This window comes from Mesorhizobium sp. P2_A8 (assembly GCF_056404935.1).
Window position 1 is genome coordinate 124537 of sequence record NZ_JBFUDB010000002.1, and the last position, 18662, is coordinate 143198.

At 63.5% G+C, this 18662-nt stretch carries 20 protein-coding genes; 10 read left to right on the plus strand and 10 right to left on the minus strand.

Annotated features, from left to right (window positions below):
• Nucleotide 1: 1 nt before the first annotated feature.
• The gene (locus AC1D10_RS07175) at nucleotides 2–763 is read right to left on the minus strand and encodes a 3-hydroxyacyl-CoA dehydrogenase (protein WP_477270090.1); all 762 of its coding nucleotides are present in this window, start codon (nucleotides 761–763) and stop codon (nucleotides 2–4) included.
• Between the two features lie 61 nt (nucleotides 764–824).
• Nucleotides 825–1361, minus strand: a complete 537-nt coding sequence (locus AC1D10_RS07180; protein ID WP_477270092.1) for a GNAT family N-acetyltransferase — start codon at nucleotides 1359–1361, stop codon at nucleotides 825–827.
• A 271-nt stretch (nucleotides 1362–1632) separates the two neighbouring features.
• On the opposite strand from AC1D10_RS07180, the gene AC1D10_RS07185 reads away from it, so the two are divergent.
• A complete protein-coding gene (locus AC1D10_RS07185; protein WP_477270094.1) occupies nucleotides 1633–2622 on the plus strand; it encodes a glutathione S-transferase family protein in 990 nt (329 codons plus the stop codon).
• Nucleotide 2623: 1 nt separating this feature from the next.
• Here AC1D10_RS07185 and AC1D10_RS07190 read toward each other — a convergent pair whose 3' ends face one another.
• On the minus strand, nucleotides 2624–3121 hold the full coding sequence (locus AC1D10_RS07190; RefSeq protein WP_477270096.1) for an NUDIX domain-containing protein: 498 nt from the start codon (nucleotides 3119–3121) through the stop codon (nucleotides 2624–2626).
• Nucleotides 3122–3192: 71 nt separating this feature from the next.
• Between AC1D10_RS07190 and AC1D10_RS07195 the strand changes: the two genes are divergently transcribed.
• Entirely contained in the window at nucleotides 3193–4122 is a 930-nt protein-coding gene (locus AC1D10_RS07195; protein ID WP_477270938.1) for a metallophosphoesterase family protein, read from the plus strand.
• On the opposite strand, the gene AC1D10_RS07200 is transcribed toward AC1D10_RS07195, so the two are convergent.
• The 4 genes from AC1D10_RS07200 to leuA form a co-directional block, all read right to left on the minus strand.
• The gene (locus AC1D10_RS07200) at nucleotides 4106–4723 is read right to left on the minus strand and encodes a hypothetical protein (RefSeq protein WP_477270098.1); all 618 of its coding nucleotides are present in this window, start codon (nucleotides 4721–4723) and stop codon (nucleotides 4106–4108) included. The two genes, AC1D10_RS07195 and AC1D10_RS07200, sit on opposite strands and share 17 nt — an antisense overlap.
• A gap of 114 nt (nucleotides 4724–4837) precedes the next feature.
• Nucleotides 4838–5641, minus strand: coding sequence for an alpha/beta fold hydrolase (locus tag AC1D10_RS07205; protein WP_477270100.1), 804 nt, complete (start codon nucleotides 5639–5641; stop codon nucleotides 4838–4840).
• A 196-nt stretch (nucleotides 5642–5837) separates the two neighbouring features.
• A complete protein-coding gene (locus AC1D10_RS07210) occupies nucleotides 5838–7589 on the minus strand; it encodes a tetratricopeptide repeat protein (RefSeq protein ID WP_477270102.1) in 1752 nt (583 codons plus the stop codon).
• 349 nt (nucleotides 7590–7938) lie between these two features.
• A complete protein-coding gene (gene leuA / locus AC1D10_RS07215) occupies nucleotides 7939–9663 on the minus strand; it encodes a 2-isopropylmalate synthase (protein ID WP_477270104.1) in 1725 nt (574 codons plus the stop codon).
• Nucleotides 9664–10106: 443 nt separating this feature from the next.
• Between leuA and AC1D10_RS07220 the strand changes: the two genes are divergently transcribed.
• Genes AC1D10_RS07220 through AC1D10_RS07230 form a run of 3 tightly spaced genes read left to right on the plus strand, consistent with a single transcriptional unit; the run spans nucleotide 10107 to nucleotide 12368 of the window.
• Entirely contained in the window at nucleotides 10107–11273 is a 1167-nt protein-coding gene (locus AC1D10_RS07220; RefSeq protein ID WP_477270106.1) for an ATP-grasp domain-containing protein, read from the plus strand.
• A gap of 4 nt (nucleotides 11274–11277) precedes the next feature.
• On the plus strand, nucleotides 11278–12054 hold the full coding sequence (locus AC1D10_RS07225; protein WP_477270108.1) for an esterase family protein: 777 nt from the start codon (nucleotides 11278–11280) through the stop codon (nucleotides 12052–12054).
• Nucleotides 12054–12368 carry a nuclear transport factor 2 family protein gene (locus AC1D10_RS07230; RefSeq protein WP_477270110.1) on the plus strand — a complete coding sequence of 105 codons (315 nt, stop codon included), beginning with the start codon at nucleotides 12054–12056 and terminating at the stop codon, nucleotides 12366–12368. The genes AC1D10_RS07225 and AC1D10_RS07230 overlap by 1 nt, the downstream gene beginning before the upstream one ends.
• A gap of 2 nt (nucleotides 12369–12370) precedes the next feature.
• Here the strand turns inward: AC1D10_RS07230 and AC1D10_RS07235 are convergent, their stop codons facing one another.
• Nucleotides 12371–12640, minus strand: a complete 270-nt coding sequence (locus AC1D10_RS07235) for a hypothetical protein (protein WP_477270112.1) — start codon at nucleotides 12638–12640, stop codon at nucleotides 12371–12373.
• 177 nt (nucleotides 12641–12817) lie between these two features.
• Here AC1D10_RS07235 and AC1D10_RS07240 point away from each other — a divergent pair, with 177 nt between their 5' ends.
• The 5 genes from AC1D10_RS07240 to AC1D10_RS07260 all read left to right on the plus strand — a co-directional run bounded on the left by AC1D10_RS07240 (nucleotide 12818) and on the right by AC1D10_RS07260 (nucleotide 16750).
• Nucleotides 12818–13267, plus strand: a complete 450-nt coding sequence (locus tag AC1D10_RS07240; RefSeq protein WP_477270114.1) for a MarR family winged helix-turn-helix transcriptional regulator — start codon at nucleotides 12818–12820, stop codon at nucleotides 13265–13267.
• A 55-nt stretch (nucleotides 13268–13322) separates the two neighbouring features.
• On the plus strand, nucleotides 13323–13886 hold the full coding sequence (locus AC1D10_RS07245) for a cysteine hydrolase family protein (RefSeq protein WP_477270116.1): 564 nt from the start codon (nucleotides 13323–13325) through the stop codon (nucleotides 13884–13886).
• Between the two features lie 2 nt (nucleotides 13887–13888).
• The gene (locus tag AC1D10_RS07250; RefSeq protein WP_477270118.1) at nucleotides 13889–14218 is read left to right on the plus strand and encodes a hypothetical protein; all 330 of its coding nucleotides are present in this window, start codon (nucleotides 13889–13891) and stop codon (nucleotides 14216–14218) included.
• Nucleotides 14215–15495 carry an MFS transporter gene (locus AC1D10_RS07255; protein ID WP_477270120.1) on the plus strand — a complete coding sequence of 427 codons (1281 nt, stop codon included), beginning with the start codon at nucleotides 14215–14217 and terminating at the stop codon, nucleotides 15493–15495. Before AC1D10_RS07250 ends, AC1D10_RS07255 begins: the two co-directional genes overlap by 4 nt.
• Nucleotides 15496–15655: 160 nt before the next feature.
• Nucleotides 15656–16750 (plus strand): siderophore-interacting protein, encoded by a 1095-nt coding sequence (locus AC1D10_RS07260; RefSeq protein ID WP_477270122.1) that lies wholly within the window; start codon nucleotides 15656–15658, stop codon nucleotides 16748–16750.
• A gap of 30 nt (nucleotides 16751–16780) precedes the next feature.
• On the opposite strand, the gene AC1D10_RS07265 is transcribed toward AC1D10_RS07260, so the two are convergent.
• Together AC1D10_RS07265 and AC1D10_RS07270 are read right to left on the minus strand one after the other, a co-directional pair.
• Nucleotides 16781–17680 (minus strand): proline iminopeptidase-family hydrolase, encoded by a 900-nt coding sequence (locus AC1D10_RS07265; RefSeq protein WP_477270124.1) that lies wholly within the window; start codon nucleotides 17678–17680, stop codon nucleotides 16781–16783.
• 110 nt (nucleotides 17681–17790) lie between these two features.
• A complete protein-coding gene (locus AC1D10_RS07270) occupies nucleotides 17791–18597 on the minus strand; it encodes a helix-turn-helix transcriptional regulator (RefSeq protein WP_477270126.1) in 807 nt (268 codons plus the stop codon).
• Nucleotides 18598–18662: the final 65 nt, after the last annotated feature.

The following is an 18662-nucleotide window of genomic DNA, read 5'->3' on the forward strand; positions in this document are numbered from 1 at the left end:
GCTATTTCGGCGCCATGCGAATGGCGCCGTCGAGGCGGATGGTCTCGCCGTTCAACATCTGGTTTTCGATGATGTGCAGCGCAAGTGCTGCATATTCGGATGGCTCGCCTAGGCGAGACGGGAAGGGCACGGCGGCGCCCAGCGAATCCTGCACCTCCTGCGGCATGCCGGCCATCATCGGCGTCTTGAAGATGCCGGGCGCGATGGTGCAGACGCGGATGCCGGAGCGGGCGAGATCGCGCGCCACCGGCAAAGTCATGCCGACGACGCCGCCCTTGGAGGCTGCATAGGCGGCTTGACCGATCTGGCCGTCATAGGCGGCGACCGACGCGGTGTTGACGATGACGCCACGCTCGCCGCCCTGGAGTGGCTCGAGCTTTGACGCGTGCTCGGCGACGAGGCGGATCATGTTGAACGTGCCGATCAGATTGACCTCGATCACCTTGCGGTACTGATCGAGCGGATGCGGGCCGTCCTTGCCAATAGTCTTCACGCCGATGGCGATGCCGGCGCAATTGACCAGGATACGCGGCTCGCCAAGCTTGGCCGTGACCTCGGTGAGAGCGGCGGTTCCACTGTCGGCGCTGCTGACGTCGCATTGAACGGCAATACCGCCGATCTCGGCCGCGACCTTGACCGCGCGGTCAATACCGACATCGAAGATGGCGACGCGGGCGCCCTTGGCGGCCAGCGCGCGCGCCGTTGCCTCGCCAAGACCGGAGCCGCCGCCTGTAACGATCGCGATCTGGCCATTCGGGTTCATGCTGGCATCCTTTGATCTCTGGGACAGTGGGACCGATCAGGCGCCAGATCGGCGGCGAAGGTCAAGCCATCGCTGCGAGGGGCTCGGCTATCCTGGCCTGATCGGCGTGGCCGACCTCGCCCGACAGCCTGGCGACCGCGCCCGGCGCGATCTCATGCGACAGCAATCGGTCGAGATCGACAGGACGCGGCATCGAAATCTGGCCGCGCGGGATCCGCTTGAAGCCGAGCGGCCCGTAATAGGGCTCGTCACCGACCAGCATCACGGCCGGCGCGCCGGCCTTGGCGGCCGCTTCCAGCGCGATCGCCACCAGCCGGCGGCCGATGCCGAGGTTCTTGAAGGCAGGCCGCACCGCAAGCGGCCCGAGCATCAATGCGCGGCCGGCACCGGCGGCGACGCGGGTCATGCGCACCGAGGCGACGACGAGGTCGCCGTCGACGGCGACAAAGGACAGCGAGCGCTCGTGCCCGCCGGCCTCGCGGATCTTGTAGGCGGCCAGCACGAAGCGGCCAGGCCCGAAGGCTTCGTCGTTGATGGCTTCGATCTGGAGGTCATGCGCCGGGGCTTCCGGCAGGTATTTCACGTCGGCAAGGCTCATGGTCTTTGCGTTCCGATAGGGAGGAAAGGTTTGCTGCAAACGGCAGCATTCGCCAGTCAGCGCTTCATCAAGCGCGGGCGCCCTTTCGTCGTCGGTCAAACCGGATCAAAGCAAAGTCGAACATGCGGATTGTCCGCTAGCATCAATTTCTTGCCGCTGCAATCGGCGGCTTGATGGTCCACCCGACCGCTTGACGGTCTGTTCATCGCCAGATGATTTTCACGGCGTGGCTTCGCGCCCTACATGGAACGCAAGCAGGAAAGGACATGCGATGGGATTGCTGGTCGACGGCAAATGGCAGGACCGCTGGTACGACACCAAGGACAGCGGCGGCAAGTTCGTGCGGACGCAATCGCGGTGGCGCGACTGGATCACCCGCGACGGTACGCCGGCCGAGGGCCGCAGCCGCGGCTTCAAGGCGGAGCCCGGCCGCTATCACCTCTATGTCTCGCTCGCTTGCCCGTGGGCGCACCGGACGCTGATCTTTCGCGCGCTCAAGAAGCTGGAAGGCATCATTTCGGTGTCGGTGGTGCATCATTTCATGGGTGCCAATGGCTGGACGTTCCTGGTGCAGGACGGCGCAACCGGCGACACGCTCTACGGCCTCGACTTTCTGCACCAGATCTACACCAGGGCCGACCCTGCCTATTCCGGCCGGGTGACGGTGCCGGTGCTGTGGGACAAAAAGGAGCAGACCATCGTCTCCAACGAATCCTCCGAGATCATCCGCATGCTGAATTCGGCCTTCGACGAATGGGGCGATGCCAGCCTCGATTTCTATCCGCGGCCGCTGCGCGGCGAGATCGATGCAATCAACGCGCTGGTTTATCCCGCGGTCAACAACGGCGTCTATCGCGCCGGCTTCGCCACCACGCAAGGCGCCTATGAGGAAGCGTTCGGCGAGCTGTTCTCGGCACTCGACACGTTGGACGACCGCCTCTCAAGGCAACGTTATCTGGTGGGCGATCGCATCACCGAGGCCGACTGGCGGCTGTTCACGACGCTGGTGCGGTTCGACCCGGTCTATGTCGGCCATTTCAAGTGCAATCTGCGTCGCATCGCCGACTACCCGAACCTGCCCAACTATCTGCGCGACCTCTACCAGGTGCCTGGCGTCGCCGGGACCGTGAACCTCAACCACATCAAGGCGCATTATTACGGCAGCCACGAGACCATCAATCCGACGCGGATCGTGCCGGCTGGCCCGGAACTCGACTATGGCGCGCCGCATGACCGGATGCGGTTCAAGAAGGCGGCGTGACCTACCAGTAGGGCGACGATGGCTCGCCGCCAAAAACCTCGGCGATCCGGCGCAGCGTTGCCGGCGTGGTGCCGCCTGGCAAACGATCCAGGGGAAAGAAGCCCGACTCGGCGATTTCGTGGTCCGGCAGCTTCGGGGCGCTCTGGCTGAAATGCTCGATCAGATAGAAACCGACATGATCGCGCCGGCTGGCGCGACGGTTGAAATGCATCGACTTCAGCGCTGGCGGCGACGTCAGTGCGATGTTGCCTTCTTCGGCCAGTTCGCGTGCCAGCGCCTCGGCAAGCGTCTCGCCGACCTCGACGCCGCCGCCGGGAAGCTGCCAGCCCGGCACGTAAGTGTGGCGAATGAGGAAGATGGAATTGGACGCGGTGTCGTGGACGAGAGCACGCACGCCAAGCGTCATCGGCCGACGCAGCACGAAATAGAGATGGAACAGCCGGGCCCTGAGGCCCGCCCAGCCGGTCTGGCGGAAGGCATCTTCCGGGTTCGTCGCCATCAGGTGCGAAACCGTGGGTGGAAAGGAAACCTTGAGTGGAAAGCGGGGCGCCCGTCGCCTATGAAGGATGGATGTTCAGGCTCGCGCATATTTCCGATGTCCATCTGGGGCCGCTCCCCGATGTATCCTATCGCGATCTCGCCTCCAAGCGCGTGCTCGGCTACGTCAACTGGCAGCGCAACCGCCGCCGCCACATGCATGATGCCGTCATCGACACGATCGTCGCCGACATCAAGGCGAACACGCCTGACCACCTCGCCATCACCGGCGATCTGGTCAACCTGGCGCTCGACGGCGAAATCGAGATGGCCAGGCACTGGCTGGAGACGCTGGGATCGCCGCATGATGTTTCGGTCGTTCCCGGGAACCACGACGCCTATGTGCCCGGCGCCTTCGACAAGGTCTGCCGGTCCTGGGCGGCGTGGATGAGCGGCGACGGCGTCAACACGGCGGTCGACCGCAACGCCTTTCCTTATCTACGCGTGCGCGGCGATCTCGCGCTGATCGGCGTCTCGACGGCGCGTGCCACGGCGCCGTTCATGGCCAATGGCTTCTTCATGGAGGGTCAGGCGAAGCGGCTTGGCAAGCTGCTCGACACGACGGCCCGACAAGGGCTGTTTCGCGCGATCATGATCCATCATCCGCCGGTGCGCGGCGCCGTCCCGCAGTACAAGCGGCTGTTCGGCATTGCCCGCTTCCACAAGATCATCCGCGGCCATGGCGCCGAACTTGTCCTGCACGGCCATTCGCATCTGCCGTCGCTCTTCTTCATCGGCACCCGAAGCGCCAGGGTTCCGGTGGTCGGCGTCGCTGCCGCCGGCCAGGCGCCAGGCAGCAAACACCCGGCGGCGCAGTACAATCTGTTCGACATCGATGGCGAAAAGGGCAATTGGCGGATTCGGCTGACGCGGCGCGGCCTGACTGGGCCTGCCATACCGCCATCCGATCTGCAGACGCTGGAGCTTGGCGCGGAAGCTGGCGCGGCTATGGCCGCAAGCTGAGAACCATGGCGACGACGCGGTCCCAGAACAGGACGACCGACACCGCCAGTCCGACCAGCGCGCCGGCGGCGGTCATGCCAAGCCCGGACAGAAAGGCCGACCAGCGCTTGCTGCGCGTCGTCGACCGCAGTGGCGGTTCGGCTTCCAACACATCGGCGCGTTTCATGCCGGCGACAGCCAGTTCGACCCCGCCTTCCATCATCCTCTGACGCTCGACGATCCGCTCGGCGACATAGCGCGTCACCTGGTCGGCAACGGGCTTCATGTCGGTCGACTCGGCAAGCACCACGCGGCCGATGCGGGTATCCTTGAGGAAGCGATAGGTGCGGCGATCGCGTCCCATGGCGACATGGCTGACGGCGTCGATCCACAGGCGCGGTTGCAAGCCGGACGAGACGACAAAGTCGAAATTGTCCATGTCGGTGGGAACGTCGGCAAAAACCGGCGCCAGTTCGGCGGCAAGCAGATCGAGGCGCATGCGGTGGGCCTCGCGCATATCGACGACGACGTCGTCGCGGTCGGCGAAAGCATTCTTCACGTCACGGACGGCTTCGGACAGTTTGTTCGACTGATCGATGGTCTTCTCGCCTGCTTCCTTCATCGGCGTTTGCCTCGCGGGTTTGGTTAACACGGGGTTAACACAGGCTCCGGCAAAATGCACTGGCGAGATCGATGGGATCGAGGCGTGTTCGGCACAGTGTTGTGCGCGAAAAGGTCAGCCGGCCGCTGCGGCGAATTTCTGGCGACGCGGCCTGGCGCGCCGGTTGGTGTTGCGGCGAATGATCTCGGCGACGAGGTCGGGCGCTTCCTCGGCCAGCATATGGCCAGCCTCCAGCACATGGTGCACATGAAAATGCGCCGGCAGATCATCCGCCTGGGTGAAAGGCAGCACCGCGTCGTCGGTTCCCCACGCCACCATCACCGGCATGTTCAGCGCGTCGAGACGATCGCGCGGGATGACGCCTTGCCGATCGTCCATGGTCATGGCGGCTGCGATCTCGACCAGCTTCGGCACTTGGCCTGGACGTCCGCGCATTCGGCAAAGCACGTCAATGATACGCTTCTGGGGCGGGCTGTGGGGCCCGGACATGGCGGCAAGGCAGGCGCGGATCGCGGACCGGTCCGCGGCACCGCCATAGCGGCGCAACAACGGTCCATTGATCTCGGGGCCAAGGCCGCCCGGCGCCAGAAGCGTCAGCGAGGCTACTTTCCCCGGCTCGGCCAACGCCATCAGCATCGCCACCGCACCGCCCATCGAGTGACCCACGAGATGAACGCGCTTCAGCGCACGTTGCGAGAGATCGGCGAGCACGGCTCTTGCCGCCACCTTGGCCGGACCGGCCGCGGGAAAATCGAGCGACAGCCCATGCCCCGGCAGATCGTAGGCCAGCGTGCGCGTGGAAGGCGCCAGGGAGGAAATCACCTCGCGCCAGACATCGTGACAGCCGCCGAAACCATGCAACAGGACGATGGCCTTCGAGCCAACACCCTGTTCGGCGGCAAAAAGCGATGCGGTCATGAAGCTGATTTTTGTTATTGCGGGATGCGCGACACCAACTTTGGCTGAATTGCTCCTAGTCTGGCGTGATGACCAGTAAAATCTTCGCGATTTGTACGGTTATGGACGGAACTCGGCGACCAACCGGCATTCGGCGACCGGAGCGCAGGAAATACATTGGGACGCGGCGCGCCCGATCCGTGAACGTCGACTGCGGTCAGCTTGCGTTGCCGAGCCCGGCGGCGCGCAGGGCCTGGACCAGCCGGTCGGTCAGGTCGGCTGGATATTTCCGCTCGACGAAGGTGGCGCGCGGATCGGCGGCAAATTTAGGGAACTCGGCGTTCAGTTCGCCCAGCAGCGTGCTCACCAGATGGTCCTGTCCGGCAGCCTTGGCGCCGATCAACCGCGCCGCCAGATAGTGTGATTTCGTTGCCGTGGTTCTCAGTGCCATGCTGGCCGCGATGGCCTTGTTCATGTCGCCGAGCATGAACTCACCGACGAACAGCCCGTAGTCCCACCATGTCGAGTGGCCGCTGAAGGTCTCCGCCGCATGGGCAAGGATCGGCGTTCCCTCGGCGTATCGGCCGGCGAAGATCAGCCCGTAGCCGTAAGCGGCAGCCATGCCGAGATCGTAGGGATTGAGTTCGTAGGCCTTGCGCATCCAGCGGATCGCTTCGTCCGTATTGCCAAGGCGAGAACTGACGTAGCCGTAGGAGCGATGCGCGTATGGACTGGTCGGCCCCATCTGCACGCCGCGATGGGCGAACTCCACGGCCTTTTCAATCGTCGCATTGGGCGGATAGGCATAATGATCGGAGACCGCTTCGAGATGCAGGGAGGCAAGTTCCGAATAGACGAGCGAGGATTTCGTTCCGCCATTGACCAAGGTCTCGAGGCAGCGATAGGCAGCCTCATGGGTCCTGGCGTTCTGGTCGAGATAATATTTGTCGTTGAGCAGCAGGCATTGCGTCAGACCGTTTGGCGCGCCGGTCTGCTCGATATAGTTGTAAATCGTGCCCGAGGCGGGAAGGGCCGAGCTTAGCATGTCGGCGATACGGTCTTCGACCGCGGCGGGTGCGCTGTCGGCAGGGGTCAGGTTGCGTGAAAGAAGCACCCGTCCGGACGCCATGCTTTGCAGTTCGATCGTGATATCACCTGCGTTCGGTCCAGGCAGGATGTCGAATATGAAGCTGGTGGCATCGTCGGCCGGATCGGTGGCGGTGTCGCGACCGATGAAGTCGATCGTATCGAAGCCGCTCAGGCCGGCGCGCAGCGACGCGGCGACACGGCCGGCATCGGCGCCTTCGGCCTTGAGGTCGATATGGACCAGCGGCAGGGCGTCAGCCATTGCCGATGGCACGATGCTGCCGGTTGCGCCGGCGGCCTCGAGCGGCGCCGACATGTCGCCGCCAGCCAGCAAGGCACTGCTGCCCTGACGAAGGATCAGCACACCCAGCATCGCGATGACCAGAGTGATCGCCATCCAGAAGAAGCGGAGATGGCGCACCACCGAGGGGGCAGGCGTCGCGGAAGCCGGCGACGCATCCGGCATGCCCGTGCCGGCGTCGGTGGCCTGATCGGTGGCGGCGCCATTCAGCGCGAGTTCGGGGATAGCCGGCAGCCGGATCGCGTTCAATTCGTAGGCAGGGACATAGCCGCCGCGCGGAATGGCGATGCGGACAGGTTCGGCAACGCCCTCATTGGCAAAATAATGCTGCAGAAGTTCGCGCAGCCTGCCCGCCTGAACCCGCACCACTGCGTCGGTGGACGGATCGAAATCGCCGTCCTTGCCGAAAACATCCATGGCGATGGAGAAGCCCTTTAGCCTGTCGGCTTCGCCGGCTTGTTCGCGTTCGACAAGATACCGCAATAGCTTGCGCGCGCGTTCGGACCGTCCGAACGTTTGGCTGGCAAGCAGTCGCTCCAGTGTCTCGCGCACTGCGGGGGCGGCAGGCGTGGCATGCTGCAAGTGTCGATCCTCTCGAAGTCGGCACAGGTTGAGGTGCGATCATATAGTTCCCGCACCGCCATACAAGTATACACCCCATTATGCGATCACGTACCCCACCGGATTATTCATCGGTGGTTAATGGTCCTGAGAACAGTCGCAAAAACGGCGGCCTGGTCCGCAACGCCGGGCGTCCGACGAGACGCGCGTCACACCCGGTGACTTGAACGGGCACCCGAAGAATCGGCCAGAAAACCGGGTTCCGGTCTTCGTGCCGATGGGCCTAAAGCGCGTCGCGTTGAACGACGCGCTTTAGGTCCTTGTTTTCTGCATGTCGCCCAAACCGTTAAGCACTTTTGGGCCACGCACCTCAGCCTGCCTTGCGGCCAACGATCCGGTTGGCGGCGGACACCACAGCTTCCAGCGAGGCGGCGACGATGTTGGTGTTGATGCCGGCGCCGAACAGCTTGCCATCGGGATATTCCATCTCGACATAGGAGATGGCCGAGGCGTTCGAGCCGCGCTGCATTGAGTGCTCGGAATAGTCGAGCACCGACATCTCGACGCCGAGATGGCGCGACAGCGCATCGACGAAGCCGTCGATCGGGCCGGTGCCGGTGCCGGATATCGTCACCTCCTTGCCGTTGTCGAGGATGACCGCCTCGACGACGCGCCGGCCCTTGGTCTCGGTGCTGGGATAAGTGTGGTGATCGAGGAATTTCACCCGCAAGCCCGGCTGGTCGACATAAGTCTCGAGGAAGCGATCGTGGATGCGTCTGGCCGGCACCTCCTTGCCCTCGGCGTCGGTGATCGCCTGGATCTCCTGGCTGAACTCGATCTGCAGATTGCGCGGCAGGTTGAGGCCGTAGTCGGCCTGCAGCACATAGGCGATGCCGCCCTTGCCCGACTGCGAGTTGATGCGGATGATGGCTTCGTAGCTGCGGCCAACATCGGCCGGATCGATCGGCAGATAGGGCACTTCCCACAGGCTCGTGTTGGCCTTCTTCAGCGCCTTCATGCCCTTGTTGATGGCATCCTGGTGCGAGCCGGAAAAGGCGGTGTAGACAAGCTCGCCGACATAGGGGTGGCGTTCGGGGATCTTCAACTGGTTCGAATATTCGTAGACATCCTTCATCCGGTTGATGTCGGAGCAGTCGATCCCCGGATCGACACCTTGCGTGTACATGTTGAGCGCCAGCGTGACGATGTCGACATTGCCGGTGCGCTCGCCATTGCCGAACAGCGTGCCTTCGACGCGGTCGGCGCCTGCCATCAGGCCGAGTTCGGTGGTGGCTATGCCGGTGCCACGATCATTGTGCGGATGCAGCGAGACCAGCAGGTTCTCGCGGTTGTCGAGGTTGCGGCACATCCATTCGATGCGGTCGGCATAGATGTTGGGCGTCGACATCTCGACCGTCGACGGCAGGTTGATGATCAGCTTGTTGTCGGGCGTCGGCCTGACGATCTCGGTGACGGCGTTGCAGATTTCCAGCGCGACTTCGAGCTCGGTGCCGGTAAAGCTCTCCGGCGAATATTCGAAGCGAAAGCCGCCGCCGGCCTTGGCCGCCATGTCGGTGATCATCTTGGCGGCGTCGGTGGCGATGCGCTTGATGCCGCCGACGTCCTTCTCGAAGACGACGCGGCGCTGCAACTCACTGGTCGAGTTGTAGAAATGGACGATCGGGTTGGTGGCGCCCTTGAGCGCCTCGAAGGTGCGGGTGATCAATTCGGGCCGGCACTGCACCAGCACCTGCAGCGAGACGTCGGCGGATACGTTGCCTTCCTCGATGCACCAGCGGGCAAAGTCGAAATCGGTCTGCGAGGCCGACGGGAAGCCAATCTCGATCTCCTTGAAGCCCATGTCGAGCAGCAGCGCGAACATGCGCGCCTTGCGCTCGTGACCCATCGGATCGATCAGCGCCTGGTTGCCGTCGCGGAGGTCGACCGAGCACCAGATCGGCGCCTTGTCGATGACCTTCGAGGGCCAGGTGCGGTCGGTGAGGCCTACTGTGGGGTAGGGTTGGTACTTGCGGGCTGCATCCGGCATGCCCCGCGTTGCCGCGACATCGGAGCGGATCTCTTCTCGTGCGTTCATCGTCGTTTCTCCCGGCGGCTCACAGGTCCACCCTCGGGGTGGATTGATGGCGAGCGGCGCCTTTACCAGATTTTCGTTCGCTTGATGTGACTTGCCAATTTTGTGACTGGCCAAGGAGCATGCGCTTGCGCGGCGGTTCGACCGCCGGGCGCTCCTTCAGCGAACCCGGCGATCGCCGATAAGGCCGAGAAGAAGCAGGGTCGAAGCCAGCGCGCGCACGGTCTCGCCGGAAAAACCGGTCGGACGGGAAGCTTTGGTGGCGCGCGTGTTCATGGCGGTTCTCATACAGGAGCGGCTTGTGGGAGGCAAGTGGGCCGGCATAGCGGGCCGGAAACCGTTGGATAATATCCCTAACGCGAGTGCTCTTCCCCACACGCCGCAAATGCGCCAGACTTGGGCGTCGACGGGGCGGCGATGTCCTGTTTCCGGGAGGGGGATCATCCATGAATTTCGTGTTCTTCTCGCCGCATTTTCCCGCCAATGGCGCGGATTTCTGCGACCGCTTGAAGAAGGCCGGGGCCAGGGTGCTCGGCATCGGCGACGCACCTTATGACGTGCTCGACGGCAAGCTGAAGGCGGCGCTCAGCGAATATTACCGTGTCGCCGACATGGAGGATTACGATCCGGTGTTCCGGGCGATAGGGCATTTCATCCACAAATGGGGCCGCATCGATCGCTTTGAATCGCTCAACGAGCACTGGCTGGAGCTGGAAGCCAACATCCGCACCGACTTCAACATCTATGGCACCAAGCTCGACTTCGTGAAGAATTTGAAGCGCAAGAGCCGCATGCGCGCCTTCTTCCGCAAGAGCGGCGTCGACACTATCGCGCAGCGCAAATGCTCCGACCGCGCCGGCGCCATGACCTTCATCCGCCGCGTCGGCTATCCGGTGGTGGTCAAGCCCGACAGCGGCTCGGGCGCCTCGAACACCTTCAAGATTTCCAACCCCAGGGAGCTCGACCAGTTCTTCCGGGACAAGCCCGAAGATGTGACCTTCGTCATGGAGCAGTTCATCGAGGGGCTGGTGGTGACTTTCGACGGGCTGGTCAACCGCGATGGCGAGGTGGTGCTGGCCGCCAGCCACCGCTACGACCAGAGCGTCATGGAGGTGGTCAACAAGGATCGCCACATGAGCTACACCTGCTTTCCCCAGATCAGCCCGGCGGTCGAGGAGGCCGGCCGCAAGATCCTGAAGGCGTTCGACGTGCGCGAACGCTTCTTCCACATCGAGCTTTTCGAGACCAGGGACGACCGCGTCATCGCACTGGAAGTCAACATGCGTCCGCCGGGCGCCTGGATGACCGATGCGATCAACTACACGTTCGACATCGACGTCTACGCGGCATGGGCCGACATGGTGGTGAAAGATGCCGCCGGCGGCCCCTACGAAGGCAAGTATTTCACCGCCTATGCCAGCCGCAAGCGGCGGCTCAGCTATTTGCACAGCCATGAGGACGTGCTAGCCGCCCATCGCGACAAGATCGTCCACCATCAGGCCATCGAAGAGGTTTTCAGCCGCGCCATGGGAAATTACGCCTACCAGATGCGCTCGAAGGACGCGGCGGCGCTGCGCGAAGCGGTCGCCTACATCCACGCGGAAAAGGCGTGAGGCGATGGACATCTCCTACCACAAGAATTTCGCCCGCAATCTCGACCGCGACATGGAATACAAGCGCTACGGCCATGCCGGCCGGCCGGTGGTGGTGTTTCCGACTTCGCAAGGGCGGTTCTACCAGTTCGAGGATTCCGGCGGGGTGGGGGCACTGGCCGAGTTCATCGACACCGGCCGTATCCAGCTGTTCACGGTCGATGGCATCGATTCGGAATCGTTCTTCGACAAGCATGCCGATGCGGCCCACCGGATCGCTCGCCACGAGGCCTATTTCCGCTATATGCGCGAAGAGGCGCTGCCGGAATTCCTGTCCACGGCAGCAGCAGCCAATGGCGGGCGCAAGCTTAAGCCGCTGTTCTCGGGCTGTTCGATGGGCGGCTACCACTCGTCGAATTTCGTCTTCCGCTTTCCCGAACTCGCCAGCGGCGTCATCGCGCTGTCGGGCGTCTACTCGGCTCGCGACTTCTTCGGCAAGGCGCTTGAAGGCGACATCTTCTACAACTCGCCGCTCGACTATCTGCCGGGCATCGTCGACCCCAAACTGCTAGCCCGCCTGAAGGCGCTCAGGCTGATCTTCTGCTGCGGGCAGGGCGCCTGGGAAGAACGCATGCTGGTCGAGACGCGCAAGCTGGAACAGATCCTGCGCGACAAGTCCATTCCGGCCTGGGTCGACTATTGGGGCGGCGACGTCAGCCATGACTGGCCATGGTGGCACAAGCAACTGGTCTATTTCTTCGGCCGCTGGCTGGATGATGATCTTATGCATAGGCTGGATTGATGACCACGCCCGACCCCATCCGCCGCTTCGTCGAGGTCACGAATGAAGGCGACACGGTGGCCTTTCTTGGCACCTTTGCCGACGACGCATTCCTGAGCGATTGGGGCCGGTCTTTCCAGGGCCGCGAGCAGATCGCGCGCTGGAACCAGTCGGACAATATCGGCGTGAAGTCCCATCTCAGCATCGTCAGCATCACGCCGGCGGAAGGCACTTATCGCGTCCGCATTGCCGTCAGGGGCAAGGGCTTCAACGGCGAGGGCGACATGACCTTCACGCTGGATGGCGACCGCATAGCGAGCCTTGTCATTAACTGACATTACCCTTCCTGGCACGCCGGCAGCGGGACGGTCTCGTGTTCCGCCGCCGATCCGCGACGCAGGCCAAGGAAGACGACAAGGGCGGTAACGATGGTGATTGCCGCCAGCACGATCAGCAGCCTGTCGAACGCCGTCTCGTAGGCCCCGACCAGAACGGCTGTGCTGGCCGTCGGCAAATGTTGCACCGTTTCACCGACTTTGCCGGTCACCAGCAACTGCGTGTCGACGACCGTGGCCAGTTCCGGATGCTGTGGCCCTCCAATCGCCATCTGTCGCCGAAGGTGCGCGTTTTCGTCGATTCCTTCCCGAACGCCTTGCGGCGCCTCGATAGCCGGCAGGGGCACGGCCTTTGGCCGGCCTGAGGTCACGGCCTTGTGATTGCCGAATGTGAAGTCAAACTTTGAAGCTTACCTTCATATCTGCTACAAAGCAGCATGAAGGATCAAGTGCCTCCGCAGAACGACCCCGAAACTATGTATGCGATGGCTTTGGCGGCCGAACTTCGGGTCGTCGCCGGCAGGCTGATCCGTCGCCTGCGTGAACAGGCGGGCGCCGGCGATCTGACCTCGTCGCAGAAGTCAGTGGTGCTGCATTTGGACCGAGAGGGTCCGGCGACGGTCACGACGCTGGCGCGCTCCCAGGACATGCGCCCGCAATCGATGGGCGCTATTGTTTCAGCGCTGCAATTGGCCGGTCTGGTGGAAGGTGCGCCGGATCCGGCCGATGGCCGGCAGACCCTCCTGTCGCTCACACCGGCCTGCCGGGACATGATCGCGACCGGACGGGCGGCTAGGCAGGATTGGCTGTTCCGCGCCATTCAGTCGAAGCTTGACCGCGAGGAGCAGGAGCAACTCGCAGGCGCCGTCAAACTGCTCAGACGCCTCGCCGACTTCTGACCAATCGTCAGGCGTCCAACGCGCCGCTGTTCCAATCATCGGAAGGAAAACACGGATGGCCGTCACCACGCTTGACCAGAAAACGGCACTCATCATCATCGACCTGCAGAAAGGCATCGTCTCCTTGCCCGCTGTCCATCCGATGGCTGAAGTCGTGAAGCAGGCCTGCACGCTCGCCGAAGCGTTCCGCGGTTACGGCTTGCCGGTCGTGCTCGTCAACGTTACCGGCGCGCCTCCGGGCCGTAACGAGCAAGCGCCTCGCCTGCCGGAATTTCCCTCTGGCTGGGCCGATCTTGTCGCCGAATTGCAGCAGCAGCCGGGGGACCACATCGTGACCAAACGCACGGCGGGCGCCTTCGTCAACACCGATCTCGAAGCCTGGCTGAAGGGCAAAGGCGTTACCCAGGTGGTGATCGCCGGCGTCGCCACCAGCATGGGTGTCGAGGCGACAGCGCGTCATGCCCGCGATCTCGGGTTCAACGTCACGCTGGCGCTCGACGCCATGACCGACATGAGCCTCGATGCCCACGCCAGCAGCATCGCGAATGTTTTCCCAAGGCTGGGCGAAACCGGCACGACACGGGACATCCTTGATCTCTTGGCGAAGAGGAGTGCCTGAAAATGCAATGGATCGACTTTGTGTCCTATCTGTTTGGTGGCGCCTTTCTGGCGAATGCCGTGCCGCATTATGTCAGCGGCGTGATGGGGCGATCTTTTCAAAGCCCGTTCGCCAAGCCGCGCGGCGAGGGGCATTCCTCTTCGACCGTCAACATGCTCTGGGGGTTTCTGAACCTGGCGATCAGCTATCTCCTGGTGATCCGCGTCGGAGATTTCGACCTGCGATCCACGGCTGATGCCGTCGCACTGGGACTGGGCGCCCTCCTGATAGGATTGTTTTCGGCGCGCCACTTCGGCCGCTTCAACGGTGGCAATTCCACGGTGGACGGATGAGCGGTCCGGCAAAAGGCACTTTTCGTTCGCTGGCCAATTTCAACTATCGGGTCTGGGCTGGCGGCGCGATCGTGTCCAATGTGGGAACGTGGATGCAGCGTACCGCGCAGGACTGGCTGGTGCTGACCCAGCTGACCCACAACAACGCGATCGCCATGGGCGTGGTGATGGCGCTGCAGTTCGCGCCGCAGGTCCTGCTGCTGCCATGGACGGGTTTTGCCGCCGATCATCTCGACCGGCGCAAGCTGTTGCTCGCCACGCAAGGCACCATGGGCCTGCTTGCTCTGGGCCTCAGTCTGCTTACCGTCGCCGGGCTCGTCCAGTTGTGGCACGTCTACGTGTTCGCGTTCCTGCTTGGCTGCGCAACGGCTTTCGACGCGCCGGCGCGCCAGACATTCGTCTCCGATCTGGTCGGTGAGGCCGATCTGTCGAACGCGGTGGCGCTGAATTCCACCTCGTTCAACGCCGCGCGGATGATTGGCCCGGCTGTCGCCGGGGTTCTCATCGCTTCGGTCGGCTCTGGCTGGGTCTTCCTGATCAACGCGGGTTCGTTTGCCGCCGTCCTTGCCTCGCTTTGCCTGCTGCGCGTCGGCGAACTTCACCTGAAGGACAAGGCACAGCGAAGCCGGGGGAGCCTTGTGGAAGGTTTCCGCTATGTCTGGAAGCGTCCCGATCTCAAAGCTATCCTGCTCATGCTTTTCCTTATCGGCACATTCGGGCTCAACTTCCCGATCTTCATCTCAACCATGTCGGTCTCGGTCTTTCACGCGGGCGCCAGCCAGTACGGGCTGTTGACGTCGATTATGGCGATCGGATCGGTTATCGGCGCGCTGCTGGCCGCGCGGCGCGAGCAACCCCGCCTAGCATTTCTTCTGGCGGGTGCTGCGATCTTTGGCTTCGGTTTCGCGCTGGCTGCGGCGATGCCCAACTACTGGCTGTTCGGCCTCGCGCTCGTCATCATCGGCGTCTCCGCGCAGACAGTGACAACCTCCACGATCGGCCTGGTGCAGCTCTCCACCGAGCCTGCCATGCGTGGGCGGGTGATGGCGATCCTGCTGGCTATTGCGCTGGGCGGCACTCCTATTGGCGCGCCGATGGTCGGCTGGGTAGCCGATGATTTCGGTCCACGCTGGGCGCTTGGTGTGGGCGCTGTTACCGGGTTCGCGGCGGCGCTCGTCGGGATTCGCTACTTCGTGAAGTATCGCCACCTGCGCCTGCGTATCGATGCCGGGCGTCTGCGCTTCGACCTCGACGATAGCGAGCCTGCGCCGGCATAGTCCCGGCCTCATTCCCTGGTGCCTCCCAATCAACAAATAAAATATGATTATGTTCATCAAGTTTCTTGTGGAAACGCCGATGACGCTGTGGCATGCCCGATGATGGCGACGCTGAAATCTCTTGGCAGCTTCGTTTCAACCGCTATCGAAAGGCTGGGCGATGGACCAACTGAGCGCGCAAACCCGCATCAGCGATAAGGCAACCCGGTCGGCGATGGAGCGGCTGCGCGCCGAGCACGTCGAGTTCGAGGTCGATACCGGCGCTGCCGATCGTTGGGAGCTTCGCCTGCACTATGGGTCGCTGATCGCCACGCTCGAGGATGGCGGCATGCTGGTCCGTGTCGCGGCGATCGATGAAACCTGCCTGTCCTACATGAAGATGACGGTGGCCGGCCACGTTGCCGAGCATCTCGGCACGGCCAGCGGATTGCGCTGGCAAGGCGACGGCAGCGATGCCGGCACGCCGGTGTTTTTCCGCGAGATCACGGTGATATCGTCGACGCGGATTTCGCCGCACCTGCAGCGGCTGCGCTTTGCCGGCACGGATCTCGGCCGGTTTACCCATGGCGGCCTGCACATGCGGCTGCTGTTGCCGCCGCGTGGCCGGCAGCCGGTCTGGCCGTCGATCGGCGCCGACGGCCTGCTTGTCTGGCCCTCGGACGAGGACGCGCTCACCGTGCGGGTCTACACGATCCGCGCGGTGGATGCGGCAAGCGGCTGGCTCGATGTCGATTTCGTGCTGCACCCCGGCCAGGACACGCCGGCCGCCACCTTCGCGCAGAACGCAGAGCCTGGAGACGTCCTCGGCATGATCGGACCCGGTGGCGGCGAAGCCCCCGTGGTGGGGACCCTGCTGCTGGTCGGCGACGATACCGCACTGCCCGCCATTGCCAGGATCCTCGAGCATATGCCGCCGTCAAGCCGCGCCGAGGCACTCATCGAGGTCGACGGTCCGGAAGACCGGATCGCGCTGGCGCAAGGAGACAATATCGACGTCACCTGGCTTTACCGGCACGACCGCGAGGCCGGCACCGCCGGCCTGTTGCCGGCCGCCTTGCGCGAGCGCAGCCACATGGCGCTTGCCTACGGCCTCTTTGTCTGGGCCGGTTGCGAATTCGGTGATTTCCGCGAGATTCGCAAGATCGTGCGCAAGGAGTGGGGCTTGGCGCGCGACAGGCATCTGGTCACCGCCTATTGGCGCCGCGGCGTGCAAGACGCGAACGGTGGCGGCGAGGGTGACGGCGGCGAAGAGTAATCGATCTCCAGTCACCGCGCGAAACGGCAGTCAGTCATGGCGGGCCAGGAAGGCCTCGGTGACGGCCATGCAATCCTGCCTTTCCTCGACATGCGGCATGTGGCTGGAGAGCGGGAAGACATGGCCTTCGACCGTGGGAATATGGTCGAGGAAGGGCTGGACACAGGCTGGCGTGGCTTCATCGAAAAAGCCGCGAAAGGCCAATGTCGGCGCCTCGATCAGTGGCAACCGGTCGATGATCGTCCAGTCGCGCATAGTGCCGATGACGTGGAATTCGTTGGGACCATTCATCGTGTGATAGACGGTGGGATCGGCGTCGATGGCGGCGAAGGTGCGCGCCACCTCGGCCGGCCAGGGCACCACGCGGCAGACGTGCCGGTCGTAGAACGCCCGGGTCGCCGCGAGGTAGTCGGCATGGTCAGTCGTCTCGTCCGCCTCGTGGCGATCGAGCGCCTGCCGCACCTCGGCCGGCAGCTCGGCGCGCAATTGCCTCGCGCCTTCGACCCACAGCTTCATCGAGGCAAGCGAGTTGGCGAGCACCAGCGCCTTGAGGCCCGATGGTCGGCGCACCGCATGCTCGGCGGCGAGCATGCCGCCCCAGGATTGGCCAAGCAGGGCATAGCGCTGCTGGATGCCCAGATGGGTGAGCAGCGCATCCAGTTCGCCAAGGAAGAATTCAACAGTCCAGAAGTCGCCGCCCTTGTCCGGCAGATGGGTGGATCGGCCGTTGCCGATCTGGTCGTAATGGATCACGGCACGGCCGAAGCCGGCAATATCCTTGAAGCTGTCGACATAGTCGTGGGTGCAGCCGGGCCCGCCATGGGCAACGACCAGCGGCAGCCTGGCGGAACCCAGGTCGCCTGTCACACGGTACCAAGTCTTGTATGGTCCGTAGACGCTGAAACCTTCCGATACTGCAAGATTATCCATCGTGTTCCTCCGCCCTGCTGGCTCGGCGGCGACCGCCGATCAGCGGTCTCCGAGTTGTTCGCGGCAAAGGGTACAGAGGCGGACCGGCAGCCGACCAGCTAGCAATAACGTTAGTTTTGACTGATCCGGCGGGAGAGGTTCTGGCCCTGGCTGATCGGTCCGAGCAACCGGTAATGGGCCGCCAGGGCGATGGCGTGGAAGCGGTTGCGGGCGCCGAGCTTGCGGCTGGCGGCGTTGAGATGCAGTGTCGCTGTCGGCACGCTGCGGCAGATCTCATGGGCGATCTGCTTGGCCGTCAACCCGCAAGCCGCGAGGCTCAGGCACTGGCGTTCCCGCGATGTCAGGTGGAAATACTGGCTTGTCCTGGTGCGCTGATCGAAACCGGCATAGACGCAATCATGGAACAGGTGGCCAAGGTCGCCAATGCCGGGCAACATCATCTGTGCCTCGGCTTCGAAATGCGGTTCCGGATCGAGGCGGATTGCGGTGAAGGTGGCGAGATCGCCGCCGTCGAAGCGGATCGGCACCGTCACGCCGCAAGTCATCTTGGTGTCCAGGAGGTAGCCTACCACCGGATCATGCTTGCGCTGGAGGATGCGCCGCATGACCGGGCTCTGCGACCCCTTGTGCGACCACAGGAACGGCCGTGACACCGCGAGTGCCGCCTCCTGCACCGGATCGATCTGATAGTAGCCACCCTTGCACCAGAGATCCTGCATGCCGGTCGGCACGTTGGCGAGCGCCATCAGCGAAGGCGTGATCAATTCGCCGTCATGGCTTACCGGGACCGGCGTATAGTCGTAGATCAGCGAGGTGAAGCCTGCGGGCGCAAGCACGCGCATCGCTGCCGCCATCGCGGCGTCGACATCCATCCCTATGTGAAATTCACTTTCGAAATCGCCGGACACACCCTGCATGAGCAAAAGCTTACTCGCCGGCCAATGTTTGTCAAACGGGCATGTTCGCCAAATGCCCAACAAAT

Coding starts and splice junctions, on each gene's coding strand:
- AC1D10_RS07175 (WP_477270090.1), bottom strand. CDS start 763: ATGAACCCGAATGGCCAGATCGCGATCGTTACAGGCGGCGGCTCCGGT.
- AC1D10_RS07180 (WP_477270092.1), bottom strand. CDS start 1,361: ATGAGCCTTGCCGACGTGAAATACCTGCCGGAAGCCCCGGCGCATGAC.
- AC1D10_RS07185 (WP_477270094.1), top strand. CDS start 1,633: ATGGGATTGCTGGTCGACGGCAAATGGCAGGACCGCTGGTACGACACC.
- AC1D10_RS07190 (WP_477270096.1), bottom strand. CDS start 3,121: ATGGCGACGAACCCGGAAGATGCCTTCCGCCAGACCGGCTGGGCGGGC.
- AC1D10_RS07195 (WP_477270938.1), top strand. CDS start 3,193: ATGTTCAGGCTCGCGCATATTTCCGATGTCCATCTGGGGCCGCTCCCC.
- AC1D10_RS07200 (WP_477270098.1), bottom strand. CDS start 4,723: ATGAAGGAAGCAGGCGAGAAGACCATCGATCAGTCGAACAAACTGTCC.
- AC1D10_RS07205 (WP_477270100.1), bottom strand. CDS start 5,641: ATGACCGCATCGCTTTTTGCCGCCGAACAGGGTGTTGGCTCGAAGGCC.
- leuA (WP_477270104.1), bottom strand. CDS start 9,663: ATGAACGCACGAGAAGAGATCCGCTCCGATGTCGCGGCAACGCGGGGC.
- AC1D10_RS07220 (WP_477270106.1), top strand. CDS start 10,107: ATGAATTTCGTGTTCTTCTCGCCGCATTTTCCCGCCAATGGCGCGGAT.
- AC1D10_RS07225 (WP_477270108.1), top strand. CDS start 11,278: ATGGACATCTCCTACCACAAGAATTTCGCCCGCAATCTCGACCGCGAC.
- AC1D10_RS07230 (WP_477270110.1), top strand. CDS start 12,054: ATGACCACGCCCGACCCCATCCGCCGCTTCGTCGAGGTCACGAATGAA.
- AC1D10_RS07235 (WP_477270112.1), bottom strand. CDS start 12,640: ATGGCGATTGGAGGGCCACAGCATCCGGAACTGGCCACGGTCGTCGAC.
- AC1D10_RS07245 (WP_477270116.1), top strand. CDS start 13,323: ATGGCCGTCACCACGCTTGACCAGAAAACGGCACTCATCATCATCGAC.
- AC1D10_RS07250 (WP_477270118.1), top strand. CDS start 13,889: ATGCAATGGATCGACTTTGTGTCCTATCTGTTTGGTGGCGCCTTTCTG.
- AC1D10_RS07255 (WP_477270120.1), top strand. CDS start 14,215: ATGAGCGGTCCGGCAAAAGGCACTTTTCGTTCGCTGGCCAATTTCAAC.
- AC1D10_RS07260 (WP_477270122.1), top strand. CDS start 15,656: ATGGACCAACTGAGCGCGCAAACCCGCATCAGCGATAAGGCAACCCGG.
- AC1D10_RS07265 (WP_477270124.1), bottom strand. CDS start 17,680: ATGGATAATCTTGCAGTATCGGAAGGTTTCAGCGTCTACGGACCATAC.
- AC1D10_RS07270 (WP_477270126.1), bottom strand. CDS start 18,597: ATGCAGGGTGTGTCCGGCGATTTCGAAAGTGAATTTCACATAGGGATG.